The organism is Variovorax saccharolyticus, assembly GCF_030316765.1.
GTDB lineage: Bacteria > Pseudomonadota > Gammaproteobacteria > Burkholderiales > Burkholderiaceae_C > Variovorax > Variovorax saccharolyticus.
The window spans coordinates 886,156-906,239 of record NZ_JASZYT010000001.1; the positions used below are offsets into that span (position 1 = coordinate 886,156).

General features: G+C 66.9%; 15 protein-coding genes and 4 tRNA genes. 12 read left to right on the forward strand and 7 right to left on the reverse strand.

Annotated elements, in window-relative coordinates; all coding sequences use genetic code 11:
• Positions 1–104 precede the first annotated feature (104 nt).
• The 10 genes from QTI45_RS04380 to QTI45_RS04425 all read left to right on the forward strand — a co-directional run bounded on the left by QTI45_RS04380 (position 105) and on the right by QTI45_RS04425 (position 8,679).
• A tRNA-Leu gene (locus QTI45_RS04380) sits at positions 105–191 on the forward strand.
• A gap of 31 nt (positions 192–222) precedes the next feature.
• The gene (gene tig / locus QTI45_RS04385; RefSeq protein ID WP_286367533.1) at positions 223–1,536 is read left to right on the forward strand and encodes a trigger factor; all 1,314 of its coding nucleotides are present in this window, start codon (positions 223–225) and stop codon (positions 1,534–1,536) included.
• Between the two features lie 91 nt (positions 1,537–1,627).
• On the forward strand, positions 1,628–2,236 hold the full coding sequence (gene clpP / locus QTI45_RS04390) for an ATP-dependent Clp endopeptidase proteolytic subunit ClpP (protein ID WP_093159368.1): 609 nt from the start codon (positions 1,628–1,630) through the stop codon (positions 2,234–2,236).
• 141 nt (positions 2,237–2,377) lie between these two features.
• Positions 2,378–3,643 (forward strand): ATP-dependent Clp protease ATP-binding subunit ClpX, encoded by a 1,266-nt coding sequence (clpX, locus tag QTI45_RS04395; RefSeq protein ID WP_286367534.1) that lies wholly within the window; start codon positions 2,378–2,380, stop codon positions 3,641–3,643.
• 118 nt (positions 3,644–3,761) lie between these two features.
• On the forward strand, positions 3,762–6,203 hold the full coding sequence (gene lon, locus QTI45_RS04400) for an endopeptidase La (protein WP_286367535.1): 2,442 nt from the start codon (positions 3,762–3,764) through the stop codon (positions 6,201–6,203).
• Positions 6,204–6,257: 54 nt separating this feature from the next.
• Positions 6,258–6,333 (forward strand) — tRNA-Gly (locus QTI45_RS04405).
• Between the two features lie 64 nt (positions 6,334–6,397).
• Positions 6,398–6,471: transfer RNA gene (locus tag QTI45_RS04410), tRNA-Cys, on the forward strand.
• 86 nt (positions 6,472–6,557) lie between these two features.
• Positions 6,558–6,650: transfer RNA gene (locus QTI45_RS04415), tRNA-Leu, on the forward strand.
• 22 nt (positions 6,651–6,672) lie between these two features.
• Positions 6,673–7,305, forward strand: coding sequence for a DUF6806 family protein (locus QTI45_RS04420; protein ID WP_286367536.1), 633 nt, complete (start codon positions 6,673–6,675; stop codon positions 7,303–7,305).
• A 75-nt stretch (positions 7,306–7,380) separates the two neighbouring features.
• Entirely contained in the window at positions 7,381–8,679 is a 1,299-nt protein-coding gene (locus tag QTI45_RS04425; RefSeq protein ID WP_286367537.1) for an MFS transporter, read from the forward strand.
• Between the two features lie 3 nt (positions 8,680–8,682).
• On the opposite strand, the gene QTI45_RS04430 is transcribed toward QTI45_RS04425, so the two are convergent.
• From QTI45_RS04430 to proV, 6 genes are read right to left on the reverse strand one after another with little or no spacing between them, the layout of a single operon-like run.
• Positions 8,683–9,453 carry a PA3715 family protein gene (locus QTI45_RS04430; RefSeq protein ID WP_286653610.1) on the reverse strand — a complete coding sequence of 257 codons (771 nt, stop codon included), beginning with the start codon at positions 9,451–9,453 and terminating at the stop codon, positions 8,683–8,685.
• A complete protein-coding gene (gene murI, locus QTI45_RS04435; RefSeq protein WP_286653611.1) occupies positions 9,453–10,265 on the reverse strand; it encodes a glutamate racemase in 813 nt (270 codons plus the stop codon). The genes QTI45_RS04430 and murI overlap by 1 nt, the downstream gene beginning before the upstream one ends.
• Positions 10,262–11,812, reverse strand: a complete 1,551-nt coding sequence (locus QTI45_RS04440) for a fumarate hydratase (protein ID WP_286367540.1) — start codon at positions 11,810–11,812, stop codon at positions 10,262–10,264. The genes murI and QTI45_RS04440 overlap by 4 nt, the downstream gene beginning before the upstream one ends.
• Before the next feature lie 42 nt (positions 11,813–11,854).
• Positions 11,855–12,868, reverse strand: coding sequence for a glycine betaine/L-proline ABC transporter substrate-binding protein ProX (gene proX / locus QTI45_RS04445; RefSeq protein ID WP_286367541.1), 1,014 nt, complete (start codon positions 12,866–12,868; stop codon positions 11,855–11,857).
• A gap of 35 nt (positions 12,869–12,903) precedes the next feature.
• Positions 12,904–14,070: a glycine betaine/L-proline ABC transporter permease ProW gene (proW, locus tag QTI45_RS04450; protein ID WP_286653612.1), complete on the reverse strand. Its 1,167-nt coding sequence runs from the start codon at positions 14,068–14,070 to the stop codon at positions 12,904–12,906.
• A 17-nt stretch (positions 14,071–14,087) separates the two neighbouring features.
• On the reverse strand, positions 14,088–15,332 hold the full coding sequence (gene proV / locus QTI45_RS04455) for a glycine betaine/L-proline ABC transporter ATP-binding protein ProV (RefSeq protein ID WP_286653613.1): 1,245 nt from the start codon (positions 15,330–15,332) through the stop codon (positions 14,088–14,090).
• 507 nt (positions 15,333–15,839) lie between these two features.
• Between proV and fumC the strand changes: the two genes are divergently transcribed.
• Positions 15,840–17,237: a class II fumarate hydratase gene (gene fumC, locus QTI45_RS04460; RefSeq protein WP_286653614.1), complete on the forward strand. Its 1,398-nt coding sequence runs from the start codon at positions 15,840–15,842 to the stop codon at positions 17,235–17,237.
• Between the two features lie 21 nt (positions 17,238–17,258).
• On the opposite strand, the gene QTI45_RS04465 is transcribed toward fumC, so the two are convergent.
• Positions 17,259–17,879, reverse strand: a complete 621-nt coding sequence (locus QTI45_RS04465) for a YqhA family protein (RefSeq protein WP_286367545.1) — start codon at positions 17,877–17,879, stop codon at positions 17,259–17,261.
• A gap of 165 nt (positions 17,880–18,044) precedes the next feature.
• On the opposite strand from QTI45_RS04465, the gene acs reads away from it, so the two are divergent.
• The gene (gene acs, locus QTI45_RS04470) at positions 18,045–20,042 is read left to right on the forward strand and encodes an acetate--CoA ligase (protein WP_286653615.1); all 1,998 of its coding nucleotides are present in this window, start codon (positions 18,045–18,047) and stop codon (positions 20,040–20,042) included.
• The last annotated feature ends 42 nt before the right edge of the window (positions 20,043–20,084 follow it).

The window sequence follows — 20,084 nt, forward strand, 5'->3', positions numbered from 1 at the left end:
GGGCGAAGGCTCCGCCGCCGCAAATTACCGAACTTGCCGAAGGCAGGGCGCCCCGGGCGCCAGGCTTTCCTCGGTACTCACCTGAAAAACTGACAACTGGAACTGCGCGGGTGGCGAAATTGGTAGACGCACCAGGTTTAGGTCCTGACGTTCGCAAGAACGTGCCGGTTCGAGTCCGGCCCCGCGCACCAGCACATAAGACCCTTCAATAGGAAGACTGAAATGACCGTGAACGTTGAAACCCTCGAGAAGCTCGAACGCAAGATCACGCTGACCTTGCCGGTCGGCACCATCCAGTCCGAGGTCGATTCGCGCCTCAAGAAGCTGGCCCGCACCGTCAAGATGGACGGTTTCCGTCCCGGCAAGGTGCCGATGAACGTCGTCGCCCAGCGTTACGGCTATTCGGTCCACTACGAAGTCATGAACGACAAGGTCGGCGAGGCCTTCTCGCAGGCCGCCAACGAAGCCAAGCTGCGCGTCGCCGGCCAGCCGCGCATCACCGAGAAGGAAGAATCGCCCGAAGGCCAGCTGGCCTTCGACGCCGTCTTCGAAGTCTTCCCCGATGTCAAGATCAACGACCTGTCGGGCGCCGAAGTCGAGAAAATCGACGCCGAAGTGGGCGAGGAAGCGATCGACAAGACGCTCGACATCCTGCGCAAGCAGCGCCGCACCTTCGCCCAGCGCGCCCAGGACGCCGCCGTGGCCGACAACGACCGCGTGACGGTCGACTTCGAAGGCAAGATCGACGGCGAGCCGTTCCAGGGCGGCAAGGCCGAAGACTTCCAGTTCATCGTCGGCGAAGGCCAGATGCTGAAGGAATTCGAAGACGCGGTGCGCGGCCTGAAGTCCGGCGACAGCCGCACCTTCCCGCTGTCGTTCCCGGCCGACTACCACGGCAAGGACGTGGCCGGCAAGCAAGCCGACTTCATGGTCACGGTGAAGAAGATCGAGGCTTCGCACCTGCCCGAAGTCAACGAGCAGCTCGCCAAGTCGCTCGGCATCGCCGACGCCACGGTCGAGGGCCTGCGCGCCGACATCAAGCGCAACCTCGAGCGCGAGGTCAAGTTCCGCCTGCTGGCGCGCAACAAGAACGCCGTCATGGACGCCCTGATCGCCAACGCCGAACTCGATCTGCCGAAATCCAGCGTGCAGGCCGAAGTCGACCGCATGATCGAAGGCGCCCGCGCCGAACTCAAGCAGCGCGGCATCAAGGACGCCGACAAGGCGCCGATCCCCGACGACGTCTTCCGCCCGCAGGCCGAGCGCCGCGTGCGCCTGGGCCTGGTGGTGGCCGAACTCGTGCGCGCCAACAACCTGCAAGCCAAGCCGGAGCAGATCAAGGCCCACATCGACGAACTGGCCGCCAGCTACGAGAAGCCGGCCGACGTCGTGCGCTGGTATTTCAGCGATAACCGCCGCCTGGCCGAAGTCGAAGCGGTGGTGATCGAGAACAACGTCACGGATTTCGTGCTCGGCAAGGCCAAGGTCAATGCCAAGGCGGTGTCCTTTGACGAGCTGATGGCCCAGCAAGGTTGATCCTGCAGGCTGCCGCGCGATGGGGCTTGTGCTTTGTGGCACGAGCCCCATTTCGTCTGGGTACCGTACAAAACCCCTCTGGAGAGCACACATGAGCGCACAGGAAATTCAAGGCCTCGGCATGGTTCCGATGGTCATCGAGCAATCGGGCCGCGGCGAGCGTTCCTATGACATCTATTCGCGCCTGCTCAAGGAGCGCGTGATCTTCCTGGTCGGCGAAGTCAACGACCAGACCGCCAACCTGGTGGTGGCGCAGCTGCTGTTCCTCGAGAGCGAGAACCCCGACAAGGACATCTCGTTCTACATCAACTCCCCGGGCGGCAGCGTCAGCGCCGGCATGGCGATCTACGACACCATGCAGTTCATCAAGCCGGCCGTGTCGACCCTTTGCATCGGCTTCGCGGCCAGCATGGGCGCCTTCCTGCTGGCGGCCGGCGAGAAGGGCAAGCGCTTCTCGCTGCCCAACTCCAAGATCATGATCCACCAGGTGCTCGGCGGCGCCCGCGGCCAGGCCACGGACATCGAGATCCATGCCCGCGACATCCTCAAGACGCGCGAGCAGATGAACCGCATCCTGGCCGAGCGCACCGGCCAGTCGTTCGAGAAGATCGCCCGCGACACCGAACGCGACTACTTCCTGACCGCCGACGAGTCCAAGGAGTACGGCCTGATCGACCAGGTCATCTCCAAGCGCAGCTGAAAAAAGGCCTGGCGCTGAGGCGCGCAAGCAACAACGGCGTTTTCCATTGGGGAAAGCGCCGTTTTTCTTCAGGCCAGCGACGGGCTTGTGGGCTTTCATCTTCGCTATCATTGTTAAACCCCTGTTACGAGGCATTTGCCCATGGCCGAGAAAAAAGGCTCCTCCAGCGAAAAAACGCTTTACTGCTCGTTCTGCGGGAAGAGTCAGCACGAGGTCAAGAAGCTGATCGCCGGTCCGTCGGTGTTCATCTGTGACGAGTGCATCGACCTGTGCAACGAGATCATCCGCGACGAACTGCCCGCGGGCGAGGAGTCGCGCGAGGCGCGCAGCGACCTGCCGACGCCGCTGGAGATCAAGTCCAACCTCGACAACTACGTGATCGGCCAGGAACCGGCCAAGCGGATGCTCTCGGTGGCGGTCTACAACCACTACAAGCGCCTGCGCCACAAGGAGAAATCCAAGGGCGACGACGTCGAGCTCAGCAAGAGCAACATCCTGCTGATCGGGCCGACTGGCTCGGGCAAGACGCTGCTGGCCCAGACCCTGGCGCGGATGCTCGACGTGCCTTTCGTGATGGCCGATGCCACCACGCTGACCGAGGCCGGCTATGTCGGCGAAGACGTCGAGAACATCATTCAGAAGCTGCTGCAGAGCTGCAACTACGAGGTCGAGCGGGCCCAGCGGGGCATCGTCTACATCGACGAGATCGACAAGATCTCGCGCAAGTCGGACAACCCCTCGATCACCCGCGACGTCTCGGGCGAAGGCGTGCAGCAGGCGCTGCTGAAGCTGATCGAAGGCACCATGGCCAGCGTGCCGCCGCAAGGCGGGCGCAAGCACCCGAACCAGGATTTCCTGCAGATCGACACGACCAACATCCTGTTCATCTGCGGCGGCGCCTTCGCCGGGCTCGAGAAGGTGATCGAGAACCGCACCGAGGCCTCGGGCATCGGTTTCGGCGCCTCGGTCAAGAGCAAGCAGCAGCGCAGCATCACCGAGGTGTTCCGCGAGGTGGAGCCCGAGGACCTGATCAAGTTCGGCCTGATTCCCGAGCTGGTCGGCCGGATGCCCGTGGTGGCGTCGCTGGCCGAACTCAGCGAAGACGCGCTGGTGCAGATCCTGACCGAGCCGAAGAACGCGGTCGTCAAGCAGTTCACCAAGCTGCTGCAGATGGAGGGCGTCGACCTCGAGATCCGCCCGGCGGCGCTGAAGGCGATCGCCCGCAAGGCGCTGGCCCGCAAGACCGGTGCCCGCGGTCTGCGCTCGATCCTCGAGCAGTCGCTGATCGACACCATGTTCGAGCTGCCGAACGCGACCAATGTCGACAAGGTGGTGGTCGAAGAATCCACGATTGACGAGAACAAGCCACCGCTGCTGGTCTATCGCGAGGCCGCCAAGAAGGCCTGATGCCCATTCGGACGACTGCTTCCTGCCAGGCGTCCGGCGTCTTCGACGAAGACCGTGCCCGCGCACTTGAAAAGTGCGCGCGGCCGACCATCTTTCCATGATCAAGTAAAGGATTCCCATGTCCGGTCATATTCCCCTGCCTGCCACCGAGCTCGACCTGCCGCTGCTGCCGCTGCGCGACGTGGTCGTGTTCCCCCACATGGTCATCCCGCTGTTCGTCGGCCGGCCCAAGAGCATCAAGGCGCTCGAGCTGGCGATGGAGGCCGAGCGCCGCATCATGCTGGTGGCGCAGAAGGCCGCCGCCAAGGACGAGCCCTCGGTCGAGGACATGTTCGAGGTCGGCTGCATCTCGACCATCCTGCAGATGCTGAAGCTGCCCGATGGCACCGTGAAGGTGCTGGTCGAAGGCCAGCAGCGCGCCCGCGTGAACCGCATCGATGACGGCGAGACCCATTTCTCGGCCAACGTGACGCCGGTCGAGGCGGCCGAGGTCGCGACCCAGAAGGGCACCGAGGTCGAGGCGCTGCGCCGTGCCGTGATGCAGCAGTTCGACCAGTACGTCAAGCTCAACAAGAAGATCCCGCCCGAGATCCTCACCTCGATCTCGAGCATCGACGATCCGGGCCGGCTGGCCGACACCATCGCGGCGCACCTGCCGCTCAAGCTTGACAACAAGCAGGCCGTGCTCGACCTGGACGACATCAAGGCCCGGCTCGAGAACCTGTTCGGCCAACTCGAGCGCGAGGTCGACATCCTCAACGTCGACAAGAAGATCCGTGGCCGCGTGAAGCGCCAGATGGAGAAGAACCAGCGCGACTTCTACCTCAACGAGCAGGTCAAGGCGATCCAGAAGGAGCTCGGCGAGGGCGAAGAGGGCGCGGACATCGAGGAGATCGAGAAGAAGATCAAGCTCGCCAAGATGCCCAAGGAAGCGCTCAAGAAGGCCGAGGGCGAGCTCAAGAAGCTCAAGCTGATGTCGCCGATGTCGGCCGAGGCGACCGTGGTGCGCAACTACATCGATGTGCTGATCGGCCTGCCGTGGAGCAAGAAGACCAAGATCAAGCACGACCTCGCCCATGCCGAGGAGGTCCTCAATGAAGACCACTACGGGCTGGAGAAGGTCAAGGACCGCATCCTGGAATATCTCGCGGTGCAGCAGCGCGTCGACAAGGTGAAGGCGCCGATCCTGTGCCTGGTCGGCCCTCCGGGGGTCGGCAAGACCTCGCTCGGGCAGTCGATCGCCAAGGCGACCGGCCGCAAGTACACCCGCATGGCGCTTGGCGGCATGCGCGACGAGGCCGAGATCCGCGGCCACCGCCGCACCTACATCGGCGCGCTGCCGGGCAAGGTGCTGCAGAGCCTCAACAAGGTCGGCACGCGCAACCCGCTGTTCCTGCTCGACGAGATCGACAAGCTCGGCACCGACTTCCGCGGCGATCCGTCGAGCGCGCTGCTCGAAGTGCTCGACCCGGAACAGAACCACACCTTCGGCGACCACTACGTCGAGGTCGACTTCGACCTCTCCGACGTGATGTTCGTCGCCACCTCGAACTCGATGAACATCCCGCCGGCGCTGCTGGACCGGATGGAAGTGATCCGCCTGGCGGGCTACACCGAGGACGAGAAGACCCACATCGCGCTGAAGTACCTGCTGCCCAAGCAGATGAAGAACAACGGCGTCAAGGAAGACGAGCTGCTGATCAACGAGGAAGCGGTGCGCGACATCGTGCGCTACTACACCCGCGAGGCCGGCGTGCGTTCGCTCGAGCGCGAGCTGTCGAAGATCTGCCGCAAGGTGGTCAAGGGCCTGCTGCTCAAGAAGATGGAGGCCAAGGTGCTGGTCACCGGCGCCAACCTCAACGACTTCCTGGGCGTGCGCAAGTACAGCTTCGGGCTGGCCGAGAAGCAGAACCAGGTCGGCCAGGTGGTCGGCCTGGCCTGGACCGAGGTCGGCGGCGACCTGCTGACGATCGAGGCCGTGACCATGCCCGGCAAGGGCGTGATCAGCCGCACCGGATCGCTGGGCGACGTCATGAAGGAATCGGTGGAAGCGGCGCGTACCGTGGTGCGCAGCCGTGCCCGCCGGCTCGGCATCAAGGACGAGGTGTTCGAGAAGCGCGACATCCACATCCACGTGCCCGACGGCGCGACCCCCAAGGACGGCCCGAGCGCGGGCGCCGCGATGACCACCGCCTTCGTGTCGGCGCTGACCGGCATCCCGGTGCGCGGCGACGTCGCCATGACCGGCGAGATCACCCTGCGCGGCGAGGTCACGGCGATCGGCGGCCTGAAGGAAAAGCTGCTGGCGGCACTGCGCGGCGGCATCAAGACCGTGCTGATCCCCGAGGAGAACGCCAAGGACCTGCAGGACATTCCCGAGAACGTGAAGAACGGCCTCGAGATCGTGCCCGTCAAGTGGATCGACAAGGTGCTCGAGATCGCGCTCGAGAAGATGCCGACGCCGCTGTCCGACGAAGAGGTCGCTGCGTCCGCGGCTGCGGTGGCCGAGCTCGCCAAGCAGCGCGCGGCGGCGCCGGTCGAAGGATCGGTGAAGCATTGAGCTTGGTGTCTTGCGAGGCCTCGAAAAAATAGTCTATAATTCGAGGCTCGAAACGCGGGAATAGCTCAGTTGGTAGAGCGCAACCTTGCCAAGGTTGAGGTCGAGAGTTCGAGACTCTTTTCCCGCTCCAGTTTTGAAAAAGGGAAGCTAGATGCTTCCCTTTTTTTCGAGTCCAAGAAGAATTACGAAAGCGTGGCGCGATAGCAAAGCGGTTATGCAACGGATTGCAAATCCGTCTAGCCCGGTTCGACTCCGGGTCGCGCCTCCACCGACATCGAACCCGAAAGTGCAGCCCCGCCAACCCACGTTGCCGGGGCTGTGTTCGTTTGCGGTATCGTCGTTGTCCGACCGGAAGCCCGGATGGTGAAATTGGTAGACACATCGGACTTAAAATCCGCCGCTTCCTGAACAAGGGGCATACCGGTTCGACCCCGGTTCCGGGCACCACCACACTACAAGGGAGCAAGACATGCCTCGCTACAACGCTCCGTTCGAAATCCATGTGCACGGCGACGTGCCGCTGCGTTCCGACGTGAGCTTCGAGCAGATTCAGGAGGCGCTCGCGCCGCTCTGGAAGTACGCCGGCGCCAAGTCGCTGGCCGATGGCGCCACCAGCGTCTACGAAGAAGAACCGGGCATCCGCTTCGAGCAGAAGGAACACATGCTCCAGATCTGCTGGACCGTGGCCGGCGACGAGGATTTCCGCCAGGCGCTCGACGAGATGTGCATGGCGCTGAACGAACTCTCCGAGCAGGGCGCGGCGCTGGAGGTCACGTTCTACGACACCGATTTCGACGAGGAAGAGGGCGACCCCGACGAGGAGTCGCGCGACGATTTCCTGATGCTCTTCGTCGGCCCGAATCCGGCGGCCATCATGCAGGTGCAGCGCGACCTGCTGGTGGAGGACGTGGTGAACCTGATGGAGCGCCACTTCGACGGCGCCGAACTGGGCGGCGTCGTGGCCGAGATCGACAAGCTCTTCGGCGACCGCTTCGATGCACTGGTGAACTCGCTCGAGATCGGCAAGCGCCCGCGAGGCGGCACCGGGGGCGCCGGCAGCGGCGGCCACGGCGGCGGCCGCCGTCCGCGGCACCTGCACTAGGCTGCAATCCCGACGCGGAGCGGCCACGCCGCTCCGCTATGCTGCGCGAACCTTCATTTCGCGCGGAGTCCTCGCTTGGCCCTGTTTCCCCAGTCCGCCCTCCAGCCCGGCGTGCGCAAGCGCGAAGTGTTCGGATGGGCGATGTACGACTTCGCCAATTCGGGCTACACCACGGTGGTCATCACCGCCGTGTTCGCCGCCTATTTCGTCGGCGGCATCGCCAAGGGCGCACCCTGGGGGGCCTTCGCCTGGACCGCGGCGCTCAGCATCTCCTACGCCATCGTGATGCTCACGATGCCCGCGATCGGCGCCTGGGCCGACCTGCACGCGGCCAAGAAGCGGGTGCTGGTCGTCGTGACGCTGGCCTGTGTGGCCGGCACCGCGGCGCTGGCGCTGACGCCGCGAGTCAGCGGCGCCTACGCGGTGGCGTTCGCGATGCTGCTGGTCATCATCTCCAACACTTTCTACTCCTACGGCGAATCGCTCACCGGCGCCTTTCTGCCCGAACTCGCCACGGCCGACGGCATGGGCAAGGTCAGCGGCTGGGGCTGGGGCTTCGGCTACCTCGGCGGCATGCTGGCGCTGGGCCTGTGCCTGGCCTACGTGCTGTGGTCGCAGGCGCGGGGCCTGCCGGCCGCGCATTTCGTGCCGGTCACGATGCTGATCACGGCGGCGCTCTATGGGGCGGCGGCCTGCGTCACCTTCGCGCTGCTGCCGGAGCGCGCGTTGCCGCAGCGGCGTGGTGCCCGGCAGAGCGCGTGGCGGCAGCTGCGCGACACCTTCCGCGAGGCGCGCGCCTACCGCGACTTCATGTGGCTGCTGGCCTGCACCGTCTGCTACCAAGGAGGCGTGGCGGTGGCGATCACGCTGGCGGCGATCTACGCCGAGCAGGTGATCGGCTTCGTGCCGAGCGAGACGATGGTGCTGATCTTCGTGCTCAACATCGCCGCGGCGCTGGGCGCCTTCGGCTTCGGCTACCTGCAGGACCGGATCGGCCATCGGCGCTCGCTCGCGGGCGCGCTGGTGGCCTGGATCGCGGTCTGCGTGATCGCCGCCTCGGTCAGCACCAAGGGCGGCTTCTGGTGGGCCGCCGCGATCGCCGGACTGGCCATGGGCTCGAGCCAGTCGGCGGGGCGCGCCATGACCGGCATCCTGGCGCCGCCGCGCCAGCTGGCGGAGTTCTTCGGACTCTGGACCTTCGCCACCCGGCTGGCCAGCATCGTCGGCCCCCTGAGCTACGGCGCGATCACCTGGGCCACCGGTGGCAACCAGCGGATCGCGATCCTCTCGACCGCGGTGCTGTTCGTGGGTGGACTGCTGCTGCTGCTGCCGATCGACATGCGGCGCGGACGGGATGCGGCGCTCCGGGCCTGAGCGTCAGTCGGCCGCGGCACCCTTGCCGAGGCGGTAGCGCGCGCCGTCGTAGTGCAGCAGGCGCGACTTGAAGCTCTGGCGCTGATCCTGCGTCACGCATTCGTCGCCCAGCGGGCTCGAGCGGCTTTCGGAGCGCGCCTGGTGCAGCAGCAGGTCGGCGTAGCCGCCGCTGCCGCCACGGGCCACCGAGAGGCTGCCGCGCACCGTCTCGAAGCTGCCGGTGCAGTTGGTGTCCCATTCGCCTTGCTCGAGCGTGAGTTCGAGTCCGTCGAGCACCTTGGCGAGCTTTGGCCCCTGGGGCACGTAGAGCGACAGGGTCTCGTTCGAATAGGGATTGGCGCGCGAGGAGCCCTGGCGCAGGATGCGCAGCCCGAAGGCGCGCGCGTCGGGGGCCAGCGCATAGCGCGAGCCGTCGACCCGGATCTCGCCGATGCGCACCGCGTCCTCGGTCAGCACGTCTTCCTCGAACAGCCGGCTCACGATCTTGGCCCGCTCGGTGTTGCCGTTGTCGGCCTGCTGCACGACCAGCACGTCGAGATCGAACTGGCGGGTGCCGGGCTCGGTCGAGGGGCGGGGCAACGGCAGCACGACGATGAAGCGGCCCGGGACGCCGCGCCACGGCTCGCAGACGGCGCGTTCGTGGTCGAGGGCGCGCTTCGGGTGGAGCTTGGCATGCATGCGCTCGGCGAGCCCGGTGTCGCAGGCCGCGTGGGCCGCGACGCCGAAGCCGGCCAGCAGGCCGCCGAGGCACAGGGCGCGGCGCAGGCGGCGCATCAGGCGGGAACCGTGAGCCAGCGGGCGGCCGCGGCGTCCAGCGCCTCGGGCGCGCCGCTGCTCAGCAGACGCAGTTCGCCGGCGCCATCCGCGCGCAGCGTGCCGGCCTGCCCGAGCAGCCGCCGCGTCTGCTGCGCCACGGGTGCGCCGGTGTCGATGAAACGCACCGTCGGCCCGGTGCGGCGCCGCAGTTCGTCGGCGACGAAAGGGTAGTGGGTGCAGCCCAGCACCAGCGTGTCGATCTCGCCGTCGCCGTCGCCGAAGCGTCCGGCGGTGGCCAGGTGCCGCTCGCAGAGTGCCGCGATGCGCGCCTCGTCGGCGCCTTCGATCGCGCCTGCCAAGCCATCGCAGGCCACGATGCTGAATGCCGCCTGGCCGGCCAGAGATGCCAGCAGCGCCTGGAACTTGCGGCTTCCCACCGTCACGCGGGTCGCCAGCACCGCGATGCGCCCGGTGCGGCTCAGCGCCACCGCGGGCTTCAGCGCCGGCTCGACGCCGACCACCGGCAGCGCCGGGTGATCGGCGCGCAGCCGGTGGATCGCGGCCGCAGTCGCCGTGTTGCAGGCCACGACCAGGGCCTTGATCCGGTGCGCGTCGATCAACTCGCGGGCGACCGCGGCGCTGCGCTCGGCGACGAAGGCGTCGCCGCGCTCGCCGTACGGTGCATGCGCGGTGTCGGCGAAGTAGACGAAGCGCTCGTGCGGCAGGGTCTCGCGCAGCGCGTTGAGGACGCTCAGGCCCCCGACGCCGCTGTCGAACACGCCGACAGGATCGTCGGCGCGCGATGAACCGTCGACGTGCGCCAGGCTCAAGCCGCTTCCAGCGTGATGGTCTTGAACTCGCCGCTGGCGATGCGCTTCTGCCATTCGGCCGGGCCCGTGATGTGGGCGCTGGTGCCGCCGGCGTCGACCGCCACGGTCACCGGCATGTCGACCACGTCGAACTCGTAGATGGCTTCCATGCCGAGGTCGGCGAAGCCGACCACACGGGCGGTCTTGATCGCCTTGCTCACGAGGTAGGCGGCACCGCCCACGGCCATCAGGTAGGCGCTCTGGTGCTTCTTGATGGCCTCGATCGCGACCGGGCCGCGCTCGGCCTTGCCGATCATCGCGATCAGGCCGGTCTGGGCCAGCATCATCTCGGTGAAGCCGTCCATGCGCGTGGCGGTGGTCGGGCCGGCCGGGCCCACAGCCTCGTTGCCTACCGGGTCGACCGGGCCGACGTAGTAGATCACGCGGTTGGTGAAGTCCACCGGCAGCTTCTCGCCCTTGGCCAGCATGTCCGAGATGCGCTTGTGGGCGGCGTCGCGGCCGGTCAGCATCTTGCCGTTGAGCAGCAGGGTCTCGCCGGGCTTCCAGCTCGCGACCTCGGCCGGCGTGAGCTGGTCGAGGTCGACCCGCTTGCTCTTGTTGTAGTCGGGCGCCCAGTCGATCTTCGGCCACAGGTCGAGCGAGGGTGCCTCGAGGTACACCGGGCCCGAGCCGTCGAGCACGAAGTGGGCGTGGCGGGTGGCGGCGCAGTTCGGGATCATCGCCACCGGCTTGCTGGCCGCGTGCGTGGGGTACATCTGGATCTTGACGTCGAGCACGGTCGCGAGGCCGCCCAGGCCCTGGGCGCCGATGCCGAGCGCATTGACCTTCTCGAACAGCTCGATGCGCAGCGCCTCGACCTTGGTCAGCTCGGCGCCGGAGGCCTTCTTGGCCTGCAGCTCGTGCATGTCGAGGTCGTCCATGAGGCTTTGCTTGGCCATCAGCGCGGCCTTCTCGGCGGTGCCGCCGATGCCGATGCCCAGCATGCCGGGCGGGCACCAGCCGGCGCCCATCGTGGGCACGGTCTTGAGCACCCAGTCGACGATGCTGTCGCCGGGGTTGAGCATCGCGAGCTTGCTCTTGTTCTCGCTGCCGCCGCCCTTGGCCGCGACCGTGACCTCGACCGTGTTGCCGGGCACGATCTCGGTGAAGATCACGGCCGGCGTGTTGTCCTTGGTGTTCTTGCGGTCGAACTGCGGATCGGCCACGACCGAGGCGCGCAGGGTGTTGTCCGGGTGGTTGTAGCCGCGGCGCACGCCTTCGTTGATGGCGTCGTCGAGGCTGCCGGTGAAGCCGCCCCAGCGCACGTCCATGCCCACCTTGAGGAACACGTTGACGATGCCGGTGTCCTGGCAGATCGGCCGGTGGCCGGTCGCGCTCATCTTGCTGTTGGTGAGGATCTGCGCCATCGCGTCCTTGGCCGCCGGGCTCTGCTCGCGCTCGTAGGCTTTGGCCAGGTGGGCGATGTAGTCGGCCGGGTGGTAGTAGCTGATGTACTGCAGCGCTGCGGAAACCGACTCGATCAGGTCGGCTTGCTGAATGGTGGTCATGTGGGGGAGTTCTTGTGAGTGGGGGACGCGCCCCCGATTATCTCAGCCCGGCACCCGCGCCTGCCGGATCCAGCCGTCGAAGAGTTCCTGGTGCTCCCGGATCCAGCCGTCGACGTGACGCTCGACATCGCGCTGCGAATTGGCCCCCTGGCTCATGCGCAGGTTCTGTGCGTTGATGTCCGAGATCGGCAGCTTCATGATCTCGAACAACCTGCCGGCAGCCGGATTCTTCAGGATGAAGTCCTTGTTCGCGACGATCTGCTCCTGGTTGGCCTGAAAGCCGTAGTTTCTGCCGTTGGCAAGCCGGGTGTCGGCGTCGTCGCCTTGCGATGCCGAGAACGGCACCTGCAGCCAGACCACGTCGGTGCCCGGCCGCAGCACCGCGCTGACCCAGTAGGGCGTCCAGGTGTAGTACAGGATCGGCCGGCCCTGCTTGAAGCGGGCGATGGTGTCGGCCATCAGCGCCGCATAGCTGCCCTGCCGGTGGGTCACGCGGTCGCGCAGCTGGTAGGCCGTCAGGTGCTTCTCGATCGCCAGTTCGCAGCCCCAGCCCGGGTTGCAGCCGGTCAGGTCGGCCTTGCCGTCGCCATCGGTGTCGAACAGTTTCGCGATCTCGGGATCCTTGAGCTGGTCGATGTGCGTGATGTTGTATTGCTCGGCCGTCTTCCGGTCGATCAGATAGCCCTGGACCGCGCCGTCCGAGTAGGTGCCGCGGCGCCAGAGCTTCGCGTCGCCGCCGCTGTTGCGGTAGAAGTCGGCGTGCAGCAGGCTCCAGTGGCTGGCCATGAAGGTCGCGTCGCCGTTGGCGATCGCGAGGTGCTCGGTGGCGGGTTCGAGGTCCTTCATGGGCCGCACGTCATAGCCGAGCTTCTCGAGCGCCCTGGACACCAGCAGCGTCTGGAACGCCTCCTCGGCGAGTGAACTCTTGAGCGGCTGCACCGTGATGCCTTCGCCCGGCAGTCGATCCGCGCGGGCCTCGGCGGCCATGCCCAGGCCGAGGCCGAGCGCAAGCAGGCTGGTGGCCAGGAAGCCGCGTGCCAGTGTCTTTGCAATCATTCGTTGGATTCCTTCGAAGTCGATGACGGGGTGGTTCACTGCGCTCGCGCGGACAGGGCGGGCAGGGCTTCGTTTTCGCCGTGCGGCGCACGCACCAGGCGATGCAGCCCGCGCAAGGCGAGGCCGGCCGGCCCGGTGTGCCACCAGCGCCGCCCGGCGCCGCGGCGCGAACGGCCCATGGCCTGCGTCAGGCGGTCGAGCGAGATCGCCAGCAGCACGATGCCCAGGCCGCCGACGGTCGCCAGGCCCATGTCCAGCCGGCCGATGCCGCGCAGCACCATCTGGCCCAGGCCTCCGACCGCGATCATCGAGGCGATCACCACCATCGACAGCGACAGCATCAGCGCCTGGTTGATGCCCGCCATGATCGACGGCATGGCCAGCGGCAGCTTCACCTTCACGAGCATTTGCCAGGGCGATGCGCCGTAGGCGCGGGCCGCCTCGATCAGGTCGGGCCGGACCTGGCGCAGCCCGAGGTTGGTCAGGCGCACCAGCGGTGCCAGGGCGAAGACGATGGTCACGATCACGCCCGGCACGTTGCCGATGCCGAACAGCATCACCACCGGCACCAAGTAGACGAAGGCCGGCGTGGTCTGCATCGCGTCGAGCACCGGGCGCATGAGACGCTGGGCCCGGTCGCTGCCGGCCAGCAGCACGCCGAGCGGCAGGCCGAGCACCATGCAGAAGACCAGCGAGGTCAGCACCAGCGACAGCGTGACCATCGCTTCCGGCCAGATGCCCAGCAGGGCCACCAGCAGCAGCGACACGGCCGTGCCGATGGCCAGCTTGCGGCCGGCGAACTGCCAGGCCAGCAGGCCGATCAGCGCGATCATGGCCAGCGCGGGAAGGCCGTTGAGCAGGCCCTCGATGCGGGTCAGCGTGGCGTCGATCGGCAGCCGCACGGTCTGGAAGAAGGGGCGGAAGTGCTCGACCACCCAGCCGAGTCCCTGGTTGATCCACGACTCGATCGGCAGGGAGCCGTCCCAGAGGCGTTGCAGCTGGAGTCCGGCCGCGGTGGCGTCGCTGGACCCGGTCAGCGGCGAGGGCGCGGCCAGCGGCGCGTCGAGCCAGGCGCTGGTGGCGGAGGCGTCGGGTGCCATCGACAGGGCGGCCCACGGGTCGTCGCTGGGCGCCGGCGCCGGCAGCGGGATCGTGGCGTCGTTCAGCGGGGTGAATTCGGGCGGCAGTGCGGTGTCGTTCATCAGTGTCTCCATCGGGTTCAGGGGGCGGCGGCCGTTTCGAGGGCGGGTGCGCCGGCCTCGATCGGCGGCGTGTCGCGGTCGAGGAACTTCAGCAGCGTGGTCTTGCTGATCGCACCGCAGAAGCGGCCGTCGCCGGCGACCACCGGCACGGCGCACGGCGCCTGCGCGACCTGGCCGAAGAGGCCGGCCACGGGCGCATCCGCGGCGATCGGCGGCAGCGCTTCCAGGAAGGCGCGCTGCAGGCCCAGCGGGCCCGCATGCCCGTCGAGCGCGATGCGCAGCGTATCGGCCGAGACCGTCCCCAGGTAGCGCCTGGCAGGGCTCACGACGTAGGCGAAGTCGCGGTCCTGGTCCTCGAGCATCTTGAGCGCGGCGCGGGCGCCGCGGTCGCCGTGCTCGGACACCACGGTGAGCGACTTGCGGGCGATGTCCGCGGCCTTGAAGACCGCCGCGGCATCCACGCCGCGCACGAAGCTGCGCACGTAGTCGTCGGCGGGGCTGCGCAGGATCTCGTCGGGCGTGCCGACCTGGATCACCTGGCCGTCCTTCATGATCGCGATGCGGTCGCCGATGCGCATCGCCTCGTCGAGGTCGTGCGAGATGAACACGATGGTGCGGCGCTGGGCCTGCTGCAGCCTCAGCAGCTCCGACTGCATCTCGGTGCGGATGATCGGGTCGAGCGCCGAGAAGGCCTCGTCCATCAGCAGGATCGACGGGTCGGAGGCCAGCGCGCGCGCCAGCCCGACGCGCTGCTGCATGCCGCCCGACAGTTCGTCGGGGTAGCTGTCGCCCCAGCCCGCCAGGCCCACCTGCGCGAGCGCCTGGTCGGCCTGCTCGAGGCGCTGCTTCTTGCCGGCGCCGGCCAGTTCCAGGCCGAAGGCGGTGTTCTCGCGCACCGTCATGTGGGGCATCAGCGCGAAGGACTGGAACACCATGCTGATGTCCTTGCGGCGCAGGGCGCGCAGCTTGGCGTCCGAGTGCTCGTTGATGTCGGCACCGTCGATCACGATGCGGCCGGCGGTCGGCTCGATGAGGCGGTTGAGCAAGCGCACCAGCGTCGACTTGCCCGAGCCCGAGAGGCCCATGATGACGAAGATCTCGCCCGCCAGGATCTCGAAGCTGGCGTCGAACACGCCGATCGACTGACCGGTGCGCGCCAGGATCTCGTTCTTGGAAAAGCCTTGACGGACGAGTTCGAGGGCTTGTTCCGGCTCGTCGCCGAAGACCTTGAACACGTGGTCGATGAGAATGCCTTTGGCCATGTGCGGGGCTCCTTGATGCAGGTTGAACACAGAGACGGCGCCGCCGCCCGGAGGGCGAAGGCGGCCACGCCATCGGCCGGCGAGGCTGTCGGGGGAACGCGTGCGACGCGCAATGGCCCGGCGAGCCTCGAGGGCTGCCGACAGGCACTGAAGACGACGAGGCGACGCAGCCAGTGCCCGCCGGATGCTTCATTCGCAGAACGCCGGGGCCTGGTCGAGGGGCGCCGCCTGGATGAGCGTGACGTGGCAATGGGGCCGGAAAACCGGCCGATCTGCCGGGCGGGGCCCGGCGGAGAAACCTGCACCGCGACGGGATTCGGAGATCCGCGAGTAGTGCAGGGCGATCAACATGACTTGTTGATCGTCTAAGGGGTTGTGATTATAACTTTTCGACATGATGGGAGTCAAGTCGAGTCACCCATCCAATGCGAGCCATTCTCGTTTGCGCCGATACTTCGCATTGCGCCCGGCCGCGGCCGGCCCTTCCTCCAGAAAGTGAGCTTCTCCATGACCACATCCCCCAAGACCCGTGTCGAACGCGACACTTTCGGCCCGATCGAGGTGCCCGCCGACAAGCTGTGGGGCGCGCAAACCCAGCGCTCGCTGCAGAACTTCGACATCTCCGGCGAACGGCAGCCGCGCGAGATCATCAAGGCCCTGGCGCAGGTGAAGCGGGCGTCGGCGGTGGTGAACCATGCGCTGGGCCTGCAGGAAGAGCAAAAGACAGGCGCCATCGTCGCCGCCGCGGACGAGGTGATCGCCGACCGGCACCCGGACGAGTTCCCGCTGGTGGTCTGGCAGACCGGCTCGGGCACCCAGACCAACATGAACGTCAACGAGGTGCTGGCCAACCGTGCGAGCGAACTGCTCGGCGGCGAGCGCGGGGAAGGGCGGCTGGTGCACCCGAACGACGACGTCAACCGCAGCCAGTCGTCGAACGACGTGTTCCCGACCGCGATGCACGTGGCGGCGGTCGAGGCCATCACGCACCGGCTGCTGCCGGCGATCGACAGGCTGCGCCGCACGCTCGACCAGAAGTCGAAGGATTTCGCCGACATCGTCAAGATCGGCCGTACCCATCTCCAGGACGCCACGCCGCTGACGCTGGGCCAGGAGTTCTCGGGCTACGTCGCGCAACTCGCGCATGGCGAGGCGCACGTGCGCGCGGCCCTGCCGCACCTGTGCGAACTGGCGCTCGGCGGCACCGCGGTCGGCACCGGCCTCAATGCGCCCAAGGGCTACGCGGAGCAGGTCGCGGCCGAGATCGCGAAGCTGACCGGCCTGCCTTTCGTCACGGCGCCGAACAAGTTCGAGGCGATGGCCTCGGTGGATGCGCTGGTGCATGCGCACGGCGCGCTCAAGACGCTGGCCGCCAGCATGACGAAGATCGCCAACGACGTGCGCTGGCTTGCCAGCGGGCCGCGCAGCGGCATCGGCGAGCTGAGCATTCCCGAGAACGAGCCGGGTTCATCGATCATGCCGGGCAAGGTCAATCCGACCCAGAGCGAGGCGGTGACGATGCTCGCGGCGCAGGTGTTCGGCAACGATGTCGCGATCAACATCGGCGGCGCCTCGGGCAATTTCGAGCTCAACGTGTTCCGCCCGATGGTGGCCCACAACTTCCTGCAGAGCGTGCGCCTGCTGGCCGACGGCATGGTGAGCTTCAACGACCATTGCGCCGCGGGCATCGAGCCGAACCGCGAACGCATCACCGAACTGGTGCAGCGCTCGCTGATGCTGGTCACCGCCCTGAACACGCACATCGGCTATGACAAGGCGGCCTTCATCGCCAAGAAGGCGCACAAGGAAGGCAGCAGCCTGCGCGAGGCGGCGATCGCCTCGGGGCACCTCACGGCCGAGCAGTTCGATGCGTGGGTGGTGCCGGAAAACATGACGGGGCGCTAGCCCCCCGGTCGGCGGCGCGCGTCAGTGCGCGTCGCCCGGCGCCCGATACATCAGCTTGTCGGTGTAGGCGATCGCCATCGCCGACAGCAGGAAGGTGATGTGGATCGCGGTCTGGGCGATCAGCACGCGGTCGGTGTAGTTGTCCGCGTTGATGAAGGTCTTGAGCAGGTGGATCGAGCTGATGCCGATGATGGCGGTCGCCAGCTTGACCTTCAGCACCGAGGCGTTGACGTGGCTCAGCCATTCGGGCTGGTCGCGATGGCCCTCGAGATTCATGCGGCTCACGAAGGTCTCGTAGCCGCCGACGATCACCATGATCAGCAGGTTGGAGATCATCACGACGTCGATCAGCGCCAGCACCACCAGCATGATCACGGTCTCGTTGAGCGTGGTGACCGGCGCCGCGGTCTTGTAGCCGATGCTCGTGATCAGCGACTCCAGCGCATCCTTGCTGCCGAAGGCGGCCTCGACCAGGTGCGTGAGCTCGACCAGGAAATGCACCACGTACACGGCCTGGGCCACGATCAGGCCCAGATACAGCGGCAGCTGCAGCCAGCGACTGGCGAAGATCAGGTTGGGAAGCGGGCGCAGCGGCGAGACCTTGCCGGTGCGCAGAGTGGTGATGGGGTCGTCGTTTGACATCGAAAGGTTTCGGCGGGATTTGCCAACAACTGTAAACGGGCGATTCTAGGGGCTGCCGCACGCCGCGGGGTGCCCATTCCGGGGGGCTAACATGTCCCGTCAGTCGGCCGTAAGTGGGAAACCCGAAAGTACCGCCGGACATCCAGTCAGCTACAGGAGACAAGAATGAGCAGCGCATCGACGATCGAATCCGTCCTGGTCGAAAACCGTGTCTTCCCGCCCGACGCGCGCGCCACCCAGGGCGCGCGAATCTCCGGCATGGCGGCCTACGACGCCCTCTGCAAGGAGGCGGCGGACGATTTCGACGGCTTCTGGACCCGCCAGGCGAAGGCCAACGTGGTGTGGACCAAGCCCTTCACGCGCACGCTCGACGAGTCGAACGCACCTTTCTACAAGTGGTTCGAGGACGGCGAGCTCAATGCCTCGGCCAACTGCCTGGACAAGCACATCGGCACGCCGGTCGAGAACAAGACCGCGATCGTCTTCGAGGCCGACGACGGCACCGTGACCCGGGTGACTTACAAGGAATTGCTGGCGCGGGTCTCGCAGTTCGCCAATGCGCTCAAGGCCGAGGGCATCCGCAAGGGCGACCGGGTCATCATCTACATGCCGATGACCATCGAGGGCGTGATCGCGATGCAGGCCTGTGCCCGCATCGGCGCCACCCACAGCGTGGTCTTCGGCGGCTTCTCGGCCAAGGCGCTGCAGGAGCGCATCATCGACGCCGGCGCGGTGGCGGTGATCACTGCCAACTACCAGCTGCGCGGCGGCAAGGAACTGCCGCTGAAGGCGATCGTCGACGACGGCATCGCGCTGGGCGGCTGCGAATCGATCACGAGCGTGCTGGTCTACCAGCGCACCGCCACCGCCTGCAACATGGTGACCGGGCGCGACAAGAGCTTCGCCGACGCGCTGGCCGGGCAGTCCAGCGACTGTCCGCCGGTGCCGGTGGGGGCCGAGCATCCGCTGTTCATCCTCTATACCTCCGGCTCCACCGGCAAGCCCAAGGGCGTGCAGCATGCCACCGGCGGCTACCTGCTGTGGGCCAAGCTCACGATGGACTGGACCTTCGACATCCGTCCCGAAGACGTCTTCTGGTGCACCGCCGACATCGGCTGGATCACCGGCCACACCTATGTGGCCTACGGCCCGCTGGCCGCCGGCGCGACCCAGGTGGTGTTCGAGGGCATCCCGACCTTCCCGCATGCGGGCCGCTTCTGGCAGATGGTCGAGAAGCACAAGGTCTCGATCTTCTACACCGCGCCGACCGCGATCCGCTCGCTGATCAAGGCCGCCGACAGCGACGAGAAGGTGCACCCGAAGAACTGGGACCTGTCGTCGCTGCGCATCCTCGGCACCGTGGGCGAGCCGATCAATCCGGAGGCCTGGATGTGGTACCACCGGAACATCGGCGCCGAGAAATGCCCGATCGTCGACACCTTCTGGCAGACCGAGACCGGCGGTCACGTGATCACGCCGCTGCCGGGGGCGACGCCGCTGGTGCCGGGGTCGTGCACGCTGCCGCTGCCGGGCATCATGGCCGCGATCGTCGACGAGACCGGCAAGGACATCCCGAACGGCGCCGGCGGCATGCTGGTCATCAAGCGGCCCTGGCCCTCGATGATCCGCACCATCTGGAACGACCCCGAGCGCTTCAAGAAGAGCTATTTCCCCGAGGAGATGGGCGGGACGATCTACCTCGCGGGCGACGGCGCGGTGCGCAGCGCCGACCGCGGCTACTTCCGCATCACGGGCCGCATCGACGACGTGCTGAATGTCTCCGGCCACCGGCTCGGCACGATGGAGATCGAGTCCGCGCTGGTCGCCAAGACCGACCTGGTGGCCGAAGCCGCCGTGGTCGGCCGGCCCGATGACGTGACCGGCGAGGCGGTCTGCGCCTTCGTGGTCCTGAAGCGAGGCCGCCCGGCCAGCGACGAGGAAGCGCGCAAGCTCGCGACCGAGCTGCGCAACTGGGTCGCCAAGGAGATCGGCCCGATCGCGAAACCGAAAGACATCCGCTTTGGAGAGAATCTTCCGAAGACGCGCAGCGGTAAGATCATGCGACGCCTGCTGCGCAGCCTTGCCAAGGGCGAGGCGATCACCCAGGACACTTCGACGCTCGAGAACCCGGCCATTCTGGAACAGCTGGGCCAGGCCTATTGAGCGTCATCTGTCGGTCGCGCAGCGGCAATCCGGTCAACTTCA